Raw genomic sequence first — 17307 nt, forward strand, 5'->3', positions numbered from 1 at the left:
GGACAGGCCATGACGACGCAGAATGCTGTGAGCGTCCCGGCGCCGGCCTCGGGCCGGACCCGGACGACCACGTACGCCTGGATCGTGTTCGCCCTCGCCTTCGGGCTGCTGCTCTCGGACTACATGTCGCGCCAGGTTCTGAGCGCGGTGTTTCCTGTGCTCAAGGCCGAATGGGCTCTCTCCGACTCGCACCTCGCCTCGCTGAGCAGCGTCGTCGCGCTCATGGTCGGGCTGCTCACGCTGCCGCTGTCCATCGTCGCGGATCGCTGGGGACGGGTTCGGAGCCTGGTCATCATGGCGGTGCTGTGGAGCGTGGCCACCCTGCTCTGCGCGCTGGCCGCCAACTATGAGCAGATGCTCGGCGCGCGCTTCCTGGTCGGCGTCGGCGAAGCCGCCTACGGCAGCGTCGGCATCGCGCTGGTGCTCAGTGTCTTCGCGCCGCGGCTGCATGCGACCCTGAGCGGTGCCTTCATGGCCGGCGGCTCGTTCGGCTCCGTCGTCGGGGTCGTCCTCGGCGGCGTCATCGCCGTCCAGGTCGGCTGGCGATGGTCCTTCGTCGCCATGGGCGTCTTCGGGCTGCTGCTGGTCGCCGTCTTCCGGCTCGTGGTGACCGAGCGGAGGGTGGCCGCGCACAGTGCGGAGAAGGCCGCTGAACCGGAGACGTCCTCGCCGCGGCTGCGGGCACCGTTGTCGAGCCTCTACACCAATCCCGCGGTGCTGTGCGCCTACATCGGTGGCGGCCTGCAGATGTTCACCGCCGCGGTGATGCTCGCCTGGATGCCCAGCTACTTCAACCGCTACCACGACATGGCCACCGACCGAGCCGCCGCGGCCGCCGCGGTCTTCGTCCTGCTGATCGGCAGCGGCATGGTCGTCTGCGGGATGATCACCGACCGGGTGGGCCGCCGCGATGTCACCCACAAGTGGCTCGCCGCGGTCGCGTTCTGCACGATCTCGCTGGTCTGTCTCCCGATCGGCTTCCACCTCGAGGCCGGGACGGCGTCGTCGGTGCTCGTCGGTGTGGGCGCCTTCTTCGCGGCCGGCTCCTCCGGCCCGACCGCCGCCATGGTCGCAAGCCTCACCCACGCCTCCGTGCGGGCCACCGCGATGGGCACCCTGACCCTCTCCAACAACCTTCTCGGTCTGGCCCTCGGACCGTTCGTCGTGGGCGTCCTTGCGGATCGGCTCGGCCTGCTCTCCGCCCTGCAGTTCGCCCCGGTCGTCTACCTGCCCGCCATCGCGGTGCTCCTGCTCGGCCGTCGCCTGCACCCCTCAGGCGTACGACGGCTGCAGGCCGTGACGGCCACGACCACCCCCTGACTCACCTCCGAACCGTGAGGAGCAACCCATGACCTCCGCCAACTCCCCGACGATCGTGATCGTCCCCGGGCTCCGCGACCACGTCGCCGACCACTGGCAGACGTTGTACGCCGAAAGGCTCGACAACGTACGCATCGTGCCGCCCCTCGAGCGCGACGAGCTGAGTCTCGCCGCGCGGGTGGCCGCCCTCGACGAGGTGCTCCACGAGATCGACGGACCAGTGGTCCTCGTGGCCCACAGCGCCGGCTGCCTGATCGCGGTGCACTGGGCGCAGACCGCGACGCGGCCCGTTCGGGCCGCGCTGCTGGCGGCGCCACCCGACTTCGAGGTGCCGCTGCCCGACGGCTATCCCACGTTGCCGGAGCTCCGTGCCCACGGCTGGGCCCCGGTGCCACGACGTCGGCTGCCCTTCCCGACCACGGTCGCAGCAAGCCGGAACGATCCGCTGGCCGGTTTTCGGCGGGTTGCCGGTATGGCCGAGACCTGGGGTTCGCGCCTCGTCGACCTGGGCGAGGTCGGTCACCTCAACCCCGCCTCGGGCTACGGCCCATGGCCCGAGGTCGACGATTTCGTGGCGGACCTGATCCATCGCTCCGCTCGGGCGGGCGGGACCGAGCTGGTGCGGTCGTGAGCGGATCGGGGAAGCGGCCCGAGGGCCGACCCGACGAGCTGCCTCCGAACGGTGTGGCATCGGCGATGCGTGCATCCGGGCAGTGGAATGCCCTGTGGGACGAGCTGGCCGAGCTCGATCCGGAGTGGACCGAGGACTATCTGGCACTGGCGACCCGGTCCTGGCGCAACGGCGTCCTCTCACCGCAGGTCGTCGAGCTGCTCTGCATCGCGGTCGACGCTGCCTGCACACACATGTACGCCCCCGGCGTACGTCGCCACATCCGGGCCGCCTTGGAGCTGGGCGTCACCGGCGAGGAGATCCTCGAGGTGCTCAAGCTCGCCACCGTGGTCGGCATTCACTCGTGCAACGTCGGGGTGCCGATCCTGGCCGAGGAGCTGGCCTCGCGCCGGGCCGGCAACGTGGTCGAGGACCAGGCTCGGTCCATGGCCTGAACAGCCACGAGACCCGGCTCAGGCGCCGGCGATCCCGAGCAGGTCGCGAACGGGACCGGCGGGAGGGCGCGAGCCGCCGATCCACACAGCCCGGAACTCCCGGGACAGATCGAGCTCCGCGACTGGGACGCTGACGAGGATGCCGAGGTCGAGGTCGGCCTGGGTCGCCCGGCTCGACACGAACGCCGGGGACCCACCGGCACGTACCGCGGCGAGGATGGCGGCGTTCGTCGCGAACTCGACCTCCGGGTCGGCCAGGCGCTCACCGACGGCGGCCAGCGCGGACTCGACGACCGCGCGGGTGCCCGAACCGAGCTCGCGACACGTCAGCGGACGTGTCGCGAGCTCGCGTGCGCTGATCCCCGAACGGCGTCGTGCCCAGGGATCGTCGGGTGCCGCGACCAGCACGAGGTCGTCGTTCCCCACCGGGGCCGTCGAGAGGCCGTCGGTGGCGACCGGGCCCTCGACGAAGCCCAGGTCCGCCTCGCCGTGGCGTACGGCGGCCACGACGTCCTCGGAGTTGGCGGCGCGCAGGCTCACCGCCACCCGCCGCTGCTGGCGCAGGCGGACGAGCCAGCGCGGCAGCAGGTATTCCGCGGTCGTCATCGACGCGTGCACGTGCAGTTCGTCGGAGCGGCCGCGGCGCAGCGTCTGCAGGGCGATCTCGATCTCGTCGGCGCGTTCGAGCAGGTCACCGCTCCACTCGACCAGCAGCTTCCCGGCCTGGGTGAGCTCTGATCCTCGATGGGCCCGCTGCACGAGAACCAGGCCGACCTGCGTCTCCATCGCCCGCAGCCGTTGCGAGGCGGACTGCTGTGAGATCCCCGCCGCGCGTCCGGCGGCCCCGATGCTCCCGAGGCGGGCGAGGTCGGCCAGCAGGCGGAGTGACGGAAGATCGGGCAGCATGGTCACAGGATATCCCTGTGACTCCACAGTGAAAGGGGTTCTACCGGCGTCAGGCCGCGGCGCCGAGCATGGATTCATGAGCATCCCCTACGGCCCGAACTGGTACACCGCCACCATGGGCACCGGCATCGTCGCCCTCGTCCTTCCCGGTCTGCCCTTTCACGTGCCGGGGGCGACGCCGGTCGCGCTGGTGTTCTGGCTGGCAGCGTGCCTCCTGCTGGTGACGACGGCGACAGTGATGCTGACTGCGATCCGAACGGAGCGCTCGCTGCTCCGCCGCCAGTACGACGACCCGGTGCTGTCCCACTTCTACGGCGCCCCGGCCATGGCGCTCATGACGGTCGGCGCCGGCGCGGTCGGCGTCGGTCGTGAGGTCCTCGGTGACTCGACCGCGCTGGGCCTGGCGGCTGTGCTGTGGACCGCCGGCACGGTGCTCGGCCTCTGGACCGCGATCGCGGTGCCCTACCGGGCGATCACCCGGCACCAGGTCGGCGACGACAGCGCCACGGGAGGCTGGCTGATGCCGGTCGTACCGCCGATGGTGTCGGCGACGACCGGCGCTGCCCTGGTGCCGCACCTCGCGGCAGGCCAGGCACGCGAGACACTCCTCATGCTCTGCTACGCCTTCTTCGGTCTCACCGTCGTCGCCGGGTTCCTCGTGCTCAACCAGCTCTGGCAGCGACTCGTCCGCCACGGTGCCCTCGCCCCCGCGACACTGCCCACCGTCTGGATCGTGCTGGGCTTCCTCGGCCAGTCGACCACGGCGGTCCACCATCTCGGCGAGCTCGCGCCCGCCGTGGTGCCGGACTACGGCCACGCGCTCAGCATGCTCGCGGTCTGCTACGGCGTCCCGGTCTGGGGCTTCACGGTGCTGTGGACCATCCTGGCGCTCGCGTTGACCGTACGTCAGATCCGCGACGGTCTCCCGATGGCACCGACCTGGTGGTCATTCACGTTCCCGATCGGAACCGTCGCGACGGGCAGCAGCGCCCTCGCCTCCGCAACCGGCCTGGCGCTCTTCGAAGTCGGCGCCGGACTCGCGATGCTCGGGCTGCTGGTGGGCTGGTTCGCCGCTGCGTACGCGACGGTTCGTCTGTTCACCCGGGTGACGCCACCGGCCCCGGAGCGCGACCTGCGCCTCGCCGGTGTCGAACTCGCGTTTTCAGGGCCGCGGAGCAGGAGGGTGAAAGGATAGGGAAGATCTCCCGACGCAGAGAGGACCGACGACATGCCCGACTACGTCGCAGCCATCGACCAAGGCACCACGAGCACCCGCTGCATGATCTTCGACCACGGCGGCAAGGAGGTGGCCCGCCACCAGCTGGAGCATCAGCAGATCCTGCCGAAGGCCGGCTGGGTCGAGCACAACCCGGTGGAGATCTGGGAGCGCACCAGGGCGGTGGTCCAGATCGCGCTCGGCAGCAAGGGCCTGACGGACAAGGACATCGCCGCGCTCGGCGTCACCAACCAGCGCGAGACGACCGTGGTGTGGAACAAGAGGACCGGACGGCCCTACTACAACGCGATCGTCTGGCAGGACACCCGTACCGACCGGATTGCCTCGGCCCTCGACAAGGACGAGCGTGGCGACATCATCCGCCGCAAGGCAGGGCTCCCGCCCGCGACGTACTTCGCCGGAGGCAAGATCCAGTGGATCCTGGAGAACGTCGACGGTGTCCGCGAGGCAGCGGAGAACGGCGACGCCATCTTCGGCACCACCGACAGCTGGATCGTCTGGAACCTGACCGGTGGCCCTGCCGGGGGAGTGCACGTCACCGACGTCACCAACGCCAGCCGCACGATGCTGATGGACCTCGAGACCCTCGACTGGGACGACGAGCTCCTCGGCTTCTTCGACATCCCGCGCCAGATGCTCCCCGAGATCCGGCCCTCCTCCGATCACAACGACTACGGCACCACGCTGGAGAGCGGTCCGATCGGCGGCGAGGTCCCGATCACCGGCATCCTCGGCGACCAGCAGGCCGCCATGGTCGGCCAGGTCTGCCTCGACGCCGGCGAGGCCAAGAACACCTACGGCACCGGCAACTTCCTCCTCCTCAACACCGGCCAGGAGCTCGTACGCTCCCAGAACGGCCTCCTCACGACGGTCTGCTACCAGTTCGGCGACCAGCCACCGACGTACGCCCTGGAGGGCTCGATCGCCGTCACCGGCTCCGCCGTGCAGTGGCTGCGTGACCAGCTGGGGGTGATCAGCAACGCCACGCAGGTCGAGGCGCTGGCCAAGACGGTCGAGGACAACGGCGGGGTCTACTTCGTCCCGGCCTTCTCCGGTCTCTTCGCCCCCTACTGGCGCTCGGACGCCCGCGGCGTGATCGTCGGCCTGTCCCGGTTCAACAACAGCGGCCACATCGCCCGCGCGGCCCTTGAGGCGATCTGCTACCAGAGCCGTGACGTCGCCGAAGCGATGGAGAAGGACTCGGGCGTACGCCTCGAGGTACTCAAGGTCGACGGCGGCATCACCGCCAACGAGCTGTGCATGCAGATCCAGGCCGACGTCCTCGGCGTCGAGGTCAGCCGCCCGGTCGTCGCCGAGACCACCGCGCTCGGTGCCGCCTACGCCGCCGGGCTCGCCGTCGGTTTCTGGAAGGACACCGACGAGCTCCGCCAGAACTGGAACGAGTCCAAGCGCTGGACGCCGGCCTGGAGCGAGGAGCAGCGCGAGACCGGGTACGCCGGCTGGCGGAAGGCCGTCGACCGCACGCTCGACTGGGTCGACGTCGACTGACGGCGTCGTTTCAAAACCGCCTGTTTGGGGTATGTGCGGGGCGACTCTTCGGACGTACGTTGCGAGTGGGCCCGGCCGGGGCCCAAGACCTGCCTCGACCGGTCTGTTGGCACACGACGACCGAGGAGGCAGCGATGTTCATCCAGATGATTCAGGGCCCCTGCACCAAGCAGGACGAGGCCCACCAGTTGCTCGACGAGTGGCGGCGCGATCTGGCGCCGGGCGCGACCGGGTGGCTGGGCGGCACCTACGGATTCACCGACGACGGCCAGTTGATCGGAGTGGTCCGCTTCGAGTCCCGCGAGGCGGCGATGGCCAACTCAGACCGTCCCGAGCAGGGGGAGTGGGCCGCGAAGATGGCCGAGGTCATGGACGGGCCTATGGAGTTCCACGACTGCGACGACGTCACGCTGCTCTTCGACGGCGGCTCCGACGACGCCGGGTTCGTGCAGATCATCCGTGGCCGGGTCGACGACACGAGCCGACTCAAGGCGATGATGACGACCGACACCACCCAGCTGCACGAGATGCGCCCCGAGATCCTCGGCGGCACCCTCGCGATCGAGGCGGACGGCAGCTTCGTCGAGACCATCGCGTTCACCAGCGAGGCCGAGGCCCGCAAGGGCGAGCAGATCGAGCCCCCGGAGGACGTACGCCGCGAGCTCGACTACGCGATGCAGGGCGCGACCTACTACGACCTCCACCGCCCCTGGTTCGAGAGCGCCTGAGGAGGCCCGCGATGTTGACCGACAGCAGTGTGAGGGCGAACATCCCGGCCGCCGACCTCGGGCGGGCACGCCGTTTCTACGCCGACAAGCTCGGGCTCGAGCCGAGCGAGGAGAGCGACGGCTGGCTGGTCTACACGACGGCCGGCGGGACGTCGTTCCACCTCTACGAGACCGAGCAGGCGGGCAAGGCCGGGCACACGATCGCCCAGTTCCACGTGGCCGACGTCCGCAAGGAGACCGAAGCCCTACGCGCCAAGGGGGTCAGCTTCGAGCACTACGACATGCCCGGAATGACCTGGGACGGTGACGTCGCCGGCCTCGGCGAGGCGGGACATGCCGCCTGGTTCAAGGACAGCGAGGACAACATCCTCTGCATCGACGACGCGGTGCCTGCCTGACCGGATGACAGAGGGACAGAGGGGCTCGGCTCAGCCGGGTCCCTCGCCCGCACCGACGTGCTGAGCCAGGAAGGCCTGGAGCCCCACGCGATCGATCGCGTCGAGCTGGGCCTCGAACCAGTCGGCGTGCTTCTCCTCGTCGCGGACCATCTCCTCGAAGACGGCCGCGGTGCCGTGGTCGCCGAGCTCGTGGCATTCCTTGGCGCCGGCGTTGAACTGCGCGACCGCGGCGCGCTCGCTCGCCAGGGCCAGGGAGAGCATCTCCTCGGCGGTCTCACCGACCTGGATGGCGTTGAGGCGCTGCACGTTGGGGTGGCCGTCGAACATCAGGATCCGGTTGATCAGGTCGTCGGCGTCGCGCATCTCGTCGATGGAGAGGTCGTAGAAGACCTTGCCGAGCTTGGGCAGGCCCCAGTTGTCGAGCATCCGAGCATGCAGGAAGTACGTGTTGGTGACCGTGAGCTCGAATGTGAGCGCCTCGTTGAGGAGCTCGACGACGCGTGGATCGACTGGCTGCATGACGTACCTCCGGTAACGGGATCTGTCCCGATACTCGCACGGCACCCCGGGAGTGAGGACAGACTCAGTTTGTGACCGGTTGCGTACGTCAGCTCGCGGCGCCGTCGGCCACGAGGTGCGTGCACTCCTGCTCGAGATGCTGGCTGACCAGCTTCTTCACCGAGAAGATGCACGAGCCGCAGTCCTGAGCGGCTCCCGTCGAGCGGCAGATCGCGCTGACCGTGCGCGCCCCGTCGGCCAGCGCGGCGTCGACGTCACGGTCCGTGACGACTCGGCACTGGCAGACGATCATGCGATTAGGTTAGCCGAACCTAATCAAGAAGACGAGCGGGCGTCCCACTTCTTACCTTTCGGTCCTGTGGCGACCATTCACATTCTCCCGGTATGGTCCAGGTCACACCTCGCTCCCGGCCCTCGGAGGATCTCTTGCGCATCGCAGTCATCGGCACCGGCTTCGGCGGCCTGGCCGCCACGATCGAGCTCAAGAAGCGCGGCCACGACGACATCGTCGTGTTCGAGAAGGCCGGAGACGTCGGCGGTGTCTGGCGCGAGAACACCTACCCGGGCGCCGCCTGCGACGTACCTTCCAGCCTCTACTCCTACTCCTTCGAGCCCAACCCGCACTGGCCCCACAAGTTCTCCCGCCAGCCCGCGATCCTCGACTACATCCACCGGGTCGTCGACAAGTACGACGTACGCCGCCACATCCGGTTCCACACCGAGGTGACCGCCGCCCGCTGGGACGACGAGTCGAAGACCTGGCAGCTCGAGCTCAGCACCGGCGAGACGGAGACGGTCGACCTGTTCGTCCCCGCCGTCGGCCAGCTCTCCCGGCCCTCGATCCCGAACATCCCCGGCGCCGACACGTTCCGGGGAGAGGCCTTCCACTCCGCCGAGTGGAACCACGACCTGAGCCTCCACGACAAGCGGGTCGCGGTGATCGGCACCGGGGCCAGCGCCATCCAGTTCGTGCCCGAGGTGCGCAAGGACGCGGCGCAGGTGCTCCTCTTCCAGCGTTCGGCGCCCTACATCGTCCCGCGCAAGGACTTCGAGCGCACCGACGCCGCCAGTCCGATTCCGCAGCTCCTCAACCGCGCGAAGATCTGGGTCCAGGCCGAGTGGCTCACCACGTCCTTCCACGTCAAGCCGTTCGGTGCGGTCATGCGGGCCTGGTCCAAGCGCCACATGAAGGCGCAGACCGCGGCGAAGCCGGGACTCTTCGAGAAGGTCTGGCCCGACTACCCGTTCGGCTGCAAGCGCATCCTCTTCGCCGACGACTACCTGCCGGCCCTCGCCCAGCCCGACGTGGACGTGATCACCGACGACATCGTCGAGATCACACCGACCGGCCTGACGACCGCCGACGGGCAGCACCACGAGGTCGACGTGATCATCTGGGGCACCGGGTTCAAGGCCACCGACTTCCTCGCCCCGATGACGATCACCGGCACCCAGGGCCGCGACCTGCACACCCATTGGAAGGACGGCGCCCACGCCTACCACGGCATGACCGTCCCGGGTTTCCCCAACCTGCTGATCATGTACGGACCCAACACCAACACCGGTGGCGGCTCGATCATCTTCTTCCTGGAGACCCAGGCCCGCTACCTCGGCCGGTACGCCGATCACGTCGCCGACGCCGGCCCGCTCGAGGTGCGGGCGGAGGTCGAGGAGGCCTACGACGCGCGGATCCAGGACAAGCTGGCCGACAGCGTCTGGAGCAAATGCACCTCCTGGTATCGCGAGCGGAACGGCCGCATCACCACCAACTGGCCCAGCATCTCGGCCCACTACCGCCGCAGCGCCAGCTACGACAAGGCCGACTACACGCCGGCCTGAAACGATCTGATGGGTCATTGTGACCATCTTGTGCATTCCCTAATTCGTGTCTGAGGCCACATACTCGAAGGGATGACTACCTCAACCCCCCGGCGGCGACACTTCGCCGCGAGTCCTTTCAAGGCAGATCCCGAGCCGGTCATTGAGCAGTTCGAGTCAGGGGACCTGGTTTCCCACGACTCCTTCGGCCTGGGTCGGGTCGTCAACAAAGAAACGGCCGCAGTCACTGTCGACTTCGGTCCCCGACTGGTGCGTATTGCCAGCCCCTTCCCCAAGCTTTCCAAGCTCTGACAATCGTCTGAGCTGCACGAGAATCGCCCTCCCCGAGCATTGCTCGGAGAGGGCGATCTCGTTTGTGAAGGACCTACCTCCGTTTCGCCGGATAGGCCGCGTCGACCTCGACCTCGACGAGCCATCCGTCGACGGGCAGGTTCTCGATCTCGAGCGCGAACCGCGACGGCCGGGCAGGATTGACGACCATCGGAGCCGCCGGCGCAGCTGTGCCCAACGGCACCGGGATCGCCTCGCCGGTCGAGACCGACGTGTTCGCGAAGAACTGCCGGTAGGCCCGGTTCCAGCCCGCGAAGTCCATCTTCGCCTCGCCCGCGGGGTTCTGCAGGAAGACGCGCATCGTGATCACGTCGTCGTAGGAGAGCCCCGCCGCCTCGAGGTTCTCCCCGATCCGGCGCAGCACGTTGATCCCCTGGGCCTCGGTGATGGTCACGCCCGGCGGCAGCTCACCACCGGGGAACACCGCGGTGTCGATGTAGGCCGCCTCGCCGCTCGCCGCGGTGTTGAGCCGGGACGGACCGAGCCCGCTGGACTTGTAGATCGCGGCCTCCGGCCCGATCGCGACGCCGTTGGCGATCGACGGGTTGTCCTGCCCTGCGGGCAGTACCGAGATCGTCTCTCCGCCGCGTGGCGGAAAGGCCGACCACTTGCTTCCGGCGACCGCCGCCGTCGGAGCGACCAGAGCCGCGGTCAACCCGACCACAGCCACCACCTTCGTACGCGGCGACATCATGCCGTCACCCGCGCGTGCAGCTTCTCGACGGCTGCCCGGGCGGCCGTGATCGCGCCGTGCTGCCAGGCCACGGAGTGGCTGAGGTGGTCACCGGCGAAGTACGTGTTGCCGGTGGCGTCCAGCAGCCGCGTGTAGAGCGGATCGGTGTCGGCCGTCGTCGAGTAGGCCCAGGCTCCCTCGGAGAACTTCTGCGACTTCCAGTCCTGGCTGTAGGAGGCGGTGATGCCCTTGCCGTAGACGTCCCCGAAGATCTGCTTGCCCATGTCCACCGCTCGCGAGAGCCGCTGCGCGGGGCTGAGCGCACCGTAGGTGTCGGCCGCGCTACCGGTGTTGTAGTAGCCGATCATCGTGCCTTTGTCCCCGTTGAACCCGTACGACGGGTGCCACAGGTTGCGCAGGTCGAGGCGGGTGTTGGTGATGCCGCCGTAGATCCGGAAGTCCTCCTCCCACCAGCGCCGGTCGTACTCGATCCCGATCTTGCCGGCGTTCGAGGGCCCGAAGGACTTCAGGCTCGCGGTGATGTCGGCGCCGAGGTTGTGCTGGACCTTGGCCGCGATGTTCGGCGGCATGCAGTTGATCGCGAAGTCCGCCTTGATGGTCTCGGTCCTGCCGCGAGCCTTGTAGGCCACCGAGACGCCGGTCGAGGTGTTGTTCCACTCGATGACCTCGGCCCCGTAGCGGATGTTGCGCGCCCCGATGGCCTGGGCGAAGGCGTTGGGGATCGCGTCCATGCCGCCGACCGGCTGATACATCATCATCGCCTGGTCGTAGCCGAACTCGAAGGAGAAGTACTGACCCAGCCCGGCGGCGAGGACGGCACTCATCGAGTTCGGTGCGACCTCGGTGCCCGACTCCTGCCCGGCTCCGGGCTCGACCGTGTACCCCGCGCGGCTGGAGCCGGTGTAGGCGTACCCCTCCGCCTTGGAGCCGAGATCGCCGAAGTTCCTCAGGAAGGCGATCAGCGCCTCCTTGTCGGCGGCGGTCAGCTCCTCGTCCAGGGCACCCTTGTCGGTCGCCTTCGCGAGCAGCTCGGAGACATAGCCGTACGTGTCCGCCTTCGCGTGACGCATCTGCACCGCGCCGATGCCGTGGTCGCCGGGGTAGTAGAGCAGTGCGTTGGCGTTCTGGTTGGTGAACGCCTCGATCGGGACCCCCAGCTCCTTGCAGTAGTCCAGCGTGATGTGGCTCTGCGGCAGCCGCCCCGGCCCCGCGTTCATGTACTGCCCCTTGGAGAACCCGGCCACCTGCGTGACCCCGTTCAGATCGGTCACCCGGGTCCCGCCGCGCACGGTGAAGTTGCGACCGCCCGGCCGCTCGCGCCCCTCGAGCACCGTGACCTTGTAGCCACCCTTGAGCAGCTCGTACGCAGCGGTGAGCCCGGCGATGCCGCCGCCGAGGATGACCACCGACTTGCTGCCGGCCCGGGCGAGATCGGAAGGCTTGGGAGGAGTGAAGCTGGGGGTCTCCGCGGCGTGAGCCGAGGTGAGCCCGAGAGCACCCATGCTGTGCAACATGACTCCCGCGCCACCGGCGAGGCCGACATTGCGCAGGAAGTTCCGACGTGACTGAGTCTGCGTCATGTGGGGGTATCCAATCTGTTGGGGACGCCCCGAAACGTAGGAAGCCTTTGTTGCACCGCGATTGCGATTGCGTCTCGCTGGAATGCGCATTCCTGAACTGGTGAGTAGTCCTAGGATCGATCCGTGACCGTCACCATCCGCGATGCAGCTCCCGCCGACGTACCCGAGATCCTCCGCCTCGTCCATGCCCTGGCCGTCTACGAGAAGGAGCCCGACGCCGTCGAGGCCACGGAGGCCGACTTCACCGCGGCGCTCTTCCCCGAGTCCGGCACCCCGACCACCCGCTGCCTCATCGCCGAGGTCGAGGGCACGATCATCGGCATGGCGGTCTGGTACGTCACCTTCTCCACTTGGACCGGCCGCAACGGCATCTGGCTCGAGGATCTCTTCGTCGACCCGGCCCACCGCGGCGCCGGCGCCGGCAAGGCTCTCCTCGTACGCCTCGCCGAGATCTGCGTCGAGAACGACTGGCGCCGCCTCGAGTGGTGGGTGCTGACGTGGAACGAACCGTCGATCGCCTTCTACCGCTCCCTCGGGTCGGTCCCGCAGAACGAGTGGGAGGTCCACCGCATCGACGGCGCCGCGCTCAAGGAGCTGAGCGCCGCCGGCGGTAGCTGACCTCAGGCGTACGCAGCGGCGAACCGCCGAGCCCACTCCCCGAAACCGCGTGCCGGCCTGCCCAGCACCTCCTCGACGTGCGGGCTGACCGCCCGCTCGCCGGCGGTCGGCTGCCCGAGGATGGCGAGCGTCCCCTCGACGACGGCCGGCGGCATGAACTCAGCCATCTGGCCGCGCGCCTCGTCCGGAGTCAGCTCGACGAACTCCAGCGGACGCCCGATCGCCGCGGCGATCTCCTCGACCCGTTGCCGCGGCGTGGTCGCGGTGGGGCCGGTGATCTCGTACGTCCGCCCCGAGTGACCGTCCTCGGTCAGAGCCACCGCGGCGACCTCGGCGATGTCGAGGGGATCGACGACGGGAAGCGCGACATCTCCGTACGGCGCGTGGACGGCGTTCATCTCCTTGATCATCGGCACCCACGCGAGCGCGTTGCTCGCGAAGCCACCGGGGCGCAGGATCGTCCACTCCATCGCCGAGCCCCGCACCGCCTCCTCGAGCTCGGCGAGCGGTGCGTGCGACGGCGTCCCCGGCCGGGTGCTGACGGCCTGCGAGGACAACAGCACCACACGGCGTACGCCTGCCGCCTCGGCATGCTTCATCAGCGCCGGCCCGTCGACGTGAGCGCCGGCGCCACTGACCAGCAGGAACAGCGCCTCGGCACCCGCGAGGGCCGGCGCCAGGGTCGCGACGTCGGCGAGGTCGGCCACCGCGGTGACGACTCCGGGACGGGAGGGCAGGGCGCCGGACGTCGCGCGCGAGACTGCCGTGACGGCGTGCCCGGCGTCGGCCAGCAGCTCGACGAGCGGCTGCCCGACATTCCCCGTCGCTCCGGTGATGACGATCATCGAGGTCTCCATTCGTGATTGGGATCTGGTGATGGAACGACGTTAGATCCCTCGATACAGTGGGTTCCCCAAGGTAAGTATTGGAGCGAGATGACCTGGCGTCCGAGCACAGACGAGCCGGTGGCGGCCTGTCCGATCACCCCCGCCGTGGAGCTGATCTTCAGCCGATGGACCACCCCGATCCTGTGGACGCTGCACGAGTTCGGGACCCAGCGCTTCGTGGAGCTGGAGCGCCGCCTCGGCACGATCTCCTCGAAGGTGCTGACCCAGCGTCTACGCCAGCTCGAGCGCGACGGCCTCGTCGAGCGCCGCTACCACGCCGAGGTGCCTCCCCGGGTGGAGTACGACATCACCGACCTCGGCCGCAGCCTCCAGCCGGTCTTCGCCGCCGTCGGCAACTGGTCGGAGGCGAACATGCCGGCCGTGGAGACGGCGCGGCAGGCCTACACCGGTCCGCTACCCCGCTGAGGCCGGCTCCGGGGCAGCCCCCGGCCCGGGCAGCACCTCGATGTCGTCGGCATGCATGGGCTCGCCGCAGTGGGAGCACCGCAGATCGACCCGCCCGATCTCCCCGCACGCGTGATGCCGGTAGAGCACGGGCGGCCCGGCCTCGCCCGCGAGCCACTTGTCACCCCACCCGACCATCACCATCAGCACGTCGACGAGCTCGCGCCCCTTCTCCGTCAGCACGTACTCATAGCGCGGCCGGTTGTCGTACGCCTGCTTCTCCAGCACCCCGTGCTCGACCAGATGCCCGAGTCGCTCGGTGAGCACCTTCCGCGAGATCCCGAGATCCGCCTGGATCTGGTCGAAGCGGTTCATGCCGACCCAGATGTCGCGCAGCACGAGAGGCGACCACGGTTCCCCGATCACATCGAGCGTCCGCGCGATCGAGCAGGCCATGTCACCGAAGTTCGTACGTTGCATGAACCGAATCTACCATTTGGGGTTCCTTGAAGGAACTCGGAGTGTTACGGTCACAGAGTCTCTTCAGGAAACTCCGACCTCAGGGAGCGATCATGAGCAAGGTCCTCGCAGCACTCTCGGTCTCCGTCGACGGCTTCATCACCGGACGTGGTCCCGGACCCGGTCGCGGCCTGGGGGACGGTGGCGTCCTCTTCGACTGGTACTTCGACGGTGACACCCCCAGTCAGGTCTTCGACGGCTTCAAGCTCTCCGAGCAGAGCGCCCGCGTCTTCGACGCCCTGGCCGTTCGCGACGGGGTCAGCCTCGCCGGCCGCAACACCTACGACGACTCCGGCTGGGACACGGGAGGAGCACCGCATCCCACCGCTCCGCTGGTCGTCCTCTCCCATCGTCCGGCGCCTGCGACCCACGACCGCCAGACCTTCGCCACCACCATCGAGGACGCGATCGCTCTCGCCAAGGAGCAGGCCGGCGGCAAGGACGTCGGGCTCATGGGCGGTGGCGTCGTGACCGAAGCACTGCGGGCCGGCCTCGTCGACGAGATCGTCCTCCACCAGGTCCCGGTGCTCCTCGGTGCCGGCCGCCGCTTCTTCCACGAGCTTCCCGAGCACATCTCGCTCGAGATCGTCGACGTCGTCCCCGCACCCGGCGTCACCCACCTCCACTACCGCGGCATCCGCTGACCCACAGCAAGGAGAAGACCGATGATCAACCCCGACGTACGCCCCTTCCTCGAGGGGACCGCCCTGGCCCATGTCGCCACCATCGGACCCGACGGCGCCCCGCGCACCTCCCCGGTCTGGATCGGCACCCACGGCGACCACGTCGTCTTCCTCACCGGAAACCGCGGCCGCAAGTACCGCAATCTCCATACCGACCCGCGGATCGCGCTCTCCCTGGCGCCGCCGGAGAACGACTTCATGCCGGTGATCCTCCGCGGCCGCGTCGTCGGCTGGGTCGAGGACGACACGCGCTGGGAGATCATCGACGAGCTCGCCACCCGATACACCGGCGCGCCCTATCCGCGCGAGGTCGATGCGTACGGCGACCGCGCCGTCGCCCTGATCGACCTCGACTACCAGCACATCGGCGTCGGCTGAGCCGGCCGCCGGTTCACTTCTCCCCGAGAACGGTCGCGACGAGTCCCTCGACCTCCTCCGTACGCAGCGGCACCGGCGTCATCAGCCGCCGATAGAACACCGCGCCGGCCAACGCCTCTGCCGCCCGCTCCGGATCCCCGACATCCTGCCCCGACTCCCGCAGCCGGGTGAGTGCATCGACCAGCCGCGTACGCCGCTGCGCGCTGTAGCGGTGGTGCAGCTCCCGCAGGCCCGGGTCGCGCTCGGCGCCGTCGAGCACGGCGGGGAGGCAGTCGGACATGAGTGACGACTGCATGGCAGAGGCGAGATGGGCGACGATCGCGACCACATCGGCGCGCGGGTCCTGCCCGCCTGCGTCCGGGCGGGGCTGCACGTTGAGCGTCTCCATGGCCTCGGCGACCAGGCTGAGCCGATCGTGCCCCAGTCGGTAGATCGTGCTCCGGGCGACGCCGGCGCGGGTCGCCACCCCGTCGATGCTGAATCCGCCGTATCCCCGCTCGGCGAGCTCCGCGAGCGCCGCTTCGAGCACCCTCTCCCGGCTGCGCACCACTCGGGGATCCGTACGCCCTTGACGAGAAGCCATGTGCGGAGCCTACTATGCAACAGTAGTGTTGCAGAGAGGGGAGACAGATGATTCCAGGATTCCGCTACATCGTCGACGACATCACCGCCGCCGTCGCCTTCTACCGCGAGCTCGGGTTCGAGGACGTCGGTCCGAAAGCCGGCGGCTTCGCGATGCTCGAGGGTCACGGGCTGCGGCTGATGCTGAACACCCCTGGTGCCGGCGGCGCAGGGCAGGCCGCTGACGACGGCAAGGTGCCGAGCCCCGGTGGCTGGAGCCGTATCCAGCTCGAGGTGGCCGATGTCGACCAGGAGCTCCGTCGTCTGAGTGAGGCCGGAGCTCGGGTACGCACCAGCCGCATCGATGGCCGGGGCGGCGCCCAGGCCGTGGTCGAGGACCCGGCCGGCAACCCGGTCGAGCTCTTCACGCCCGCCTGACCGGTGCTCACGAGGCCCCTGGTGCCGGGTGGAGCAAACGGCCCACGGGGCCTTGTGTCGGGGGTCTAGAGTGGGGCCCAGAACATCGCACGAAAAAAGTTGCCCTGGCGATTTGAAACGGCGTCAGGGTGTGTGTAGTGTTCTCCGAGTCGCCAGGGTGCGGCGGGAAGCAAGCGCGAGTCTTCGGGCGGGCTTCCGGCCCCGGAGCGGCCACCTCCACTCTTCGAGCATCGCTCGAGCCAGGGTGTTCTAGATGTTGATCTTCGAATCGGCGAAAGAACCTCAGGGTCTGGTTCAACCAGACCAGCACGGTCATGAGTGGGCCCGGTTGAAGCGATAAACACCGCGGGTTTCCCGAATTGGTGATTAGAGCGAAAGCCACTAAAGTCCTCCAGGACTGAGGCGGATAAGGCTTCAAACTTTCAGCAGGAAAGCGCGGAAAGCGCCGAATTGCGAAAGCGAGAATAGCTCCGCTAAAGTACTGAAAGACAAAGCAGAAACACAACTGCTAATCCAGCGGAAAGCGTGAAAGCGCCGAGTTGGTAAAGCGAGAGTGGCTCTGATAAAGTCTGCGGGGCAGGACCGGAAGTAAGGCTTCTGGAGCTGGCAAGGAAACGCGAGAGCGGCGAATTGCGAAAGCGAAAGAAGGCCTGATAAGGTTCAGCACGAAGCAGAAACAAGCAGAACAAAAAT

The 17307-nt window shown here is 68.5% G+C and carries 21 protein-coding genes; 13 read left to right on the top strand and 8 right to left on the bottom strand.

Annotated features, from left to right (window positions below; all coding sequences use genetic code 11):
- The first annotated feature begins 9 nt into the window (after positions 1–9).
- The 3 genes from ACW14X_RS14910 to ACW14X_RS14920 are packed head-to-tail and all read left to right on the top strand — an operon-like array spanning position 10 to position 2385.
- Positions 10–1320, top strand: a complete 1311-nt coding sequence (locus ACW14X_RS14910) for an MFS transporter (RefSeq protein WP_457162495.1) — start codon at positions 10–12, stop codon at positions 1318–1320.
- Positions 1321–1348: 28 nt separating this feature from the next.
- Positions 1349–1951 carry an alpha/beta fold hydrolase gene (locus ACW14X_RS14915; protein WP_160026183.1) on the top strand — a complete coding sequence of 201 codons (603 nt, stop codon included), beginning with the start codon at positions 1349–1351 and terminating at the stop codon, positions 1949–1951.
- Complete coding sequence (locus ACW14X_RS14920) at positions 1948–2385, top strand: carboxymuconolactone decarboxylase family protein (protein ID WP_457162496.1); 438 nt, start codon at positions 1948–1950, stop codon at positions 2383–2385. The genes ACW14X_RS14915 and ACW14X_RS14920 overlap by 4 nt, the downstream gene beginning before the upstream one ends.
- An 18-nt stretch (positions 2386–2403) precedes the next feature.
- Here the strand turns inward: ACW14X_RS14920 and ACW14X_RS14925 are convergent, their stop codons facing one another.
- Positions 2404–3291 carry a LysR family transcriptional regulator gene (locus tag ACW14X_RS14925; RefSeq protein WP_457162497.1) on the bottom strand — a complete coding sequence of 296 codons (888 nt, stop codon included), beginning with the start codon at positions 3289–3291 and terminating at the stop codon, positions 2404–2406.
- A gap of 76 nt (positions 3292–3367) precedes the next feature.
- On the opposite strand from ACW14X_RS14925, the gene ACW14X_RS14930 reads away from it, so the two are divergent.
- From ACW14X_RS14930 to ACW14X_RS14945, 4 genes are all read left to right on the top strand, one after another.
- The gene (locus ACW14X_RS14930) at positions 3368–4486 is read left to right on the top strand and encodes a TDT family transporter (protein WP_457162498.1); all 1119 of its coding nucleotides are present in this window, start codon (positions 3368–3370) and stop codon (positions 4484–4486) included.
- Between the two features lie 33 nt (positions 4487–4519).
- Positions 4520–6037: a glycerol kinase GlpK gene (gene glpK / locus ACW14X_RS14935; protein WP_457162499.1), complete on the top strand. Its 1518-nt coding sequence runs from the start codon at positions 4520–4522 to the stop codon at positions 6035–6037.
- A gap of 134 nt (positions 6038–6171) precedes the next feature.
- The gene (locus tag ACW14X_RS14940) at positions 6172–6765 is read left to right on the top strand and encodes a hypothetical protein (protein WP_457162500.1); all 594 of its coding nucleotides are present in this window, start codon (positions 6172–6174) and stop codon (positions 6763–6765) included.
- 11 nt (positions 6766–6776) lie between these two features.
- Complete coding sequence (locus ACW14X_RS14945) at positions 6777–7163, top strand: VOC family protein (RefSeq protein ID WP_350837829.1); 387 nt, start codon at positions 6777–6779, stop codon at positions 7161–7163.
- A 30-nt stretch (positions 7164–7193) separates the two neighbouring features.
- On the opposite strand, the gene bfr is transcribed toward ACW14X_RS14945, so the two are convergent.
- Entirely contained in the window at positions 7194–7682 is a 489-nt protein-coding gene (bfr, locus tag ACW14X_RS14950) for a bacterioferritin (protein ID WP_457162501.1), read from the bottom strand.
- An 88-nt stretch (positions 7683–7770) separates the two neighbouring features.
- On the bottom strand, positions 7771–7974 hold the full coding sequence (locus ACW14X_RS14955) for a (2Fe-2S)-binding protein (RefSeq protein ID WP_141801929.1): 204 nt from the start codon (positions 7972–7974) through the stop codon (positions 7771–7773).
- A gap of 134 nt (positions 7975–8108) precedes the next feature.
- Between ACW14X_RS14955 and ACW14X_RS14960 the strand changes: the two genes are divergently transcribed.
- Positions 8109–9521, top strand: a complete 1413-nt coding sequence (locus ACW14X_RS14960) for a flavin-containing monooxygenase (protein ID WP_457162502.1) — start codon at positions 8109–8111, stop codon at positions 9519–9521.
- A 364-nt stretch (positions 9522–9885) separates the two neighbouring features.
- Here the strand turns inward: ACW14X_RS14960 and ACW14X_RS14965 are convergent, their stop codons facing one another.
- Both ACW14X_RS14965 and ACW14X_RS14970 read right to left on the bottom strand, forming a co-directional pair.
- On the bottom strand, positions 9886–10515 hold the full coding sequence (locus tag ACW14X_RS14965; RefSeq protein WP_457162503.1) for a Rid family hydrolase: 630 nt from the start codon (positions 10513–10515) through the stop codon (positions 9886–9888).
- A gap of 26 nt (positions 10516–10541) precedes the next feature.
- Entirely contained in the window at positions 10542–12125 is a 1584-nt protein-coding gene (locus tag ACW14X_RS14970) for a flavin monoamine oxidase family protein (protein ID WP_350717682.1), read from the bottom strand.
- Positions 12126–12248: 123 nt separating this feature from the next.
- Here ACW14X_RS14970 and ACW14X_RS14975 point away from each other — a divergent pair, with 123 nt between their 5' ends.
- The gene (locus ACW14X_RS14975) at positions 12249–12743 is read left to right on the top strand and encodes a GNAT family N-acetyltransferase (protein ID WP_350837836.1); all 495 of its coding nucleotides are present in this window, start codon (positions 12249–12251) and stop codon (positions 12741–12743) included.
- A 2-nt stretch (positions 12744–12745) separates the two neighbouring features.
- Here the strand turns inward: ACW14X_RS14975 and ACW14X_RS14980 are convergent, their stop codons facing one another.
- Entirely contained in the window at positions 12746–13588 is an 843-nt protein-coding gene (locus tag ACW14X_RS14980) for an NAD(P)H-binding protein (RefSeq protein ID WP_457162504.1), read from the bottom strand.
- Between the two features lie 90 nt (positions 13589–13678).
- On the opposite strand from ACW14X_RS14980, the gene ACW14X_RS14985 reads away from it, so the two are divergent.
- Positions 13679–14056 (top strand): winged helix-turn-helix transcriptional regulator, encoded by a 378-nt coding sequence (locus ACW14X_RS14985; protein WP_350717688.1) that lies wholly within the window; start codon positions 13679–13681, stop codon positions 14054–14056.
- Here the strand turns inward: ACW14X_RS14985 and ACW14X_RS14990 are convergent.
- Positions 14045–14515, bottom strand: a complete 471-nt coding sequence (locus ACW14X_RS14990) for a winged helix-turn-helix transcriptional regulator (RefSeq protein WP_457162505.1) — start codon at positions 14513–14515, stop codon at positions 14045–14047. The two genes, ACW14X_RS14985 and ACW14X_RS14990, sit on opposite strands and share 12 nt — an antisense overlap.
- 92 nt (positions 14516–14607) lie before the next feature.
- Between ACW14X_RS14990 and ACW14X_RS14995 the strand changes: the two genes are divergently transcribed.
- Together ACW14X_RS14995 and ACW14X_RS15000 are read left to right on the top strand one after the other, a co-directional pair.
- Entirely contained in the window at positions 14608–15198 is a 591-nt protein-coding gene (locus tag ACW14X_RS14995) for a dihydrofolate reductase family protein (protein ID WP_457162506.1), read from the top strand.
- A gap of 21 nt (positions 15199–15219) precedes the next feature.
- Positions 15220–15615 (top strand): TIGR03618 family F420-dependent PPOX class oxidoreductase, encoded by a 396-nt coding sequence (locus ACW14X_RS15000; RefSeq protein WP_350837844.1) that lies wholly within the window; start codon positions 15220–15222, stop codon positions 15613–15615.
- Between the two features lie 13 nt (positions 15616–15628).
- Here ACW14X_RS15000 and ACW14X_RS15005 read toward each other — a convergent pair whose 3' ends face one another.
- Positions 15629–16198 (bottom strand): TetR-like C-terminal domain-containing protein, encoded by a 570-nt coding sequence (locus ACW14X_RS15005; RefSeq protein WP_457162507.1) that lies wholly within the window; start codon positions 16196–16198, stop codon positions 15629–15631.
- 47 nt (positions 16199–16245) lie between these two features.
- Between ACW14X_RS15005 and ACW14X_RS15010 the strand changes: the two genes are divergently transcribed.
- The gene (locus tag ACW14X_RS15010) at positions 16246–16614 is read left to right on the top strand and encodes a VOC family protein (RefSeq protein WP_350717697.1); all 369 of its coding nucleotides are present in this window, start codon (positions 16246–16248) and stop codon (positions 16612–16614) included.
- The last annotated feature ends 693 nt before the right edge of the window (positions 16615–17307 follow it).

This window comes from Nocardioides sp. YJ-D4, assembly GCF_054031495.1.

Coding starts and splice junctions, on each gene's coding strand:
- ACW14X_RS14990 (WP_457162505.1), bottom strand. CDS start 14,515: ATGCAACGTACGAACTTCGGTGACATGGCCTGCTCGATCGCGCGGACG.
- bfr (WP_457162501.1), bottom strand. CDS start 7,682: ATGCAGCCAGTCGATCCACGCGTCGTCGAGCTCCTCAACGAGGCGCTC.
- ACW14X_RS14940 (WP_457162500.1), top strand. CDS start 6,172: ATGTTCATCCAGATGATTCAGGGCCCCTGCACCAAGCAGGACGAGGCC.
- ACW14X_RS14970 (WP_350717682.1), bottom strand. CDS start 12,125: ATGACGCAGACTCAGTCACGTCGGAACTTCCTGCGCAATGTCGGCCTC.
- ACW14X_RS14930 (WP_457162498.1), top strand. CDS start 3,368: ATGAGCATCCCCTACGGCCCGAACTGGTACACCGCCACCATGGGCACC.
- ACW14X_RS14980 (WP_457162504.1), bottom strand. CDS start 13,588: ATGATCGTCATCACCGGAGCGACGGGGAATGTCGGGCAGCCGCTCGTC.
- ACW14X_RS14995 (WP_457162506.1), top strand. CDS start 14,608: ATGAGCAAGGTCCTCGCAGCACTCTCGGTCTCCGTCGACGGCTTCATC.
- ACW14X_RS14955 (WP_141801929.1), bottom strand. CDS start 7,974: ATGATCGTCTGCCAGTGCCGAGTCGTCACGGACCGTGACGTCGACGCC.
- ACW14X_RS14915 (WP_160026183.1), top strand. CDS start 1,349: ATGACCTCCGCCAACTCCCCGACGATCGTGATCGTCCCCGGGCTCCGC.
- glpK (WP_457162499.1), top strand. CDS start 4,520: ATGCCCGACTACGTCGCAGCCATCGACCAAGGCACCACGAGCACCCGC.
- ACW14X_RS15010 (WP_350717697.1), top strand. CDS start 16,246: ATGATTCCAGGATTCCGCTACATCGTCGACGACATCACCGCCGCCGTC.
- ACW14X_RS15000 (WP_350837844.1), top strand. CDS start 15,220: ATGATCAACCCCGACGTACGCCCCTTCCTCGAGGGGACCGCCCTGGCC.
- ACW14X_RS14945 (WP_350837829.1), top strand. CDS start 6,777: ATGTTGACCGACAGCAGTGTGAGGGCGAACATCCCGGCCGCCGACCTC.
- ACW14X_RS14985 (WP_350717688.1), top strand. CDS start 13,679: ATGACCTGGCGTCCGAGCACAGACGAGCCGGTGGCGGCCTGTCCGATC.
- ACW14X_RS15005 (WP_457162507.1), bottom strand. CDS start 16,198: ATGGCTTCTCGTCAAGGGCGTACGGATCCCCGAGTGGTGCGCAGCCGG.
- ACW14X_RS14925 (WP_457162497.1), bottom strand. CDS start 3,291: ATGCTGCCCGATCTTCCGTCACTCCGCCTGCTGGCCGACCTCGCCCGC.
- ACW14X_RS14910 (WP_457162495.1), top strand. CDS start 10: ATGACGACGCAGAATGCTGTGAGCGTCCCGGCGCCGGCCTCGGGCCGG.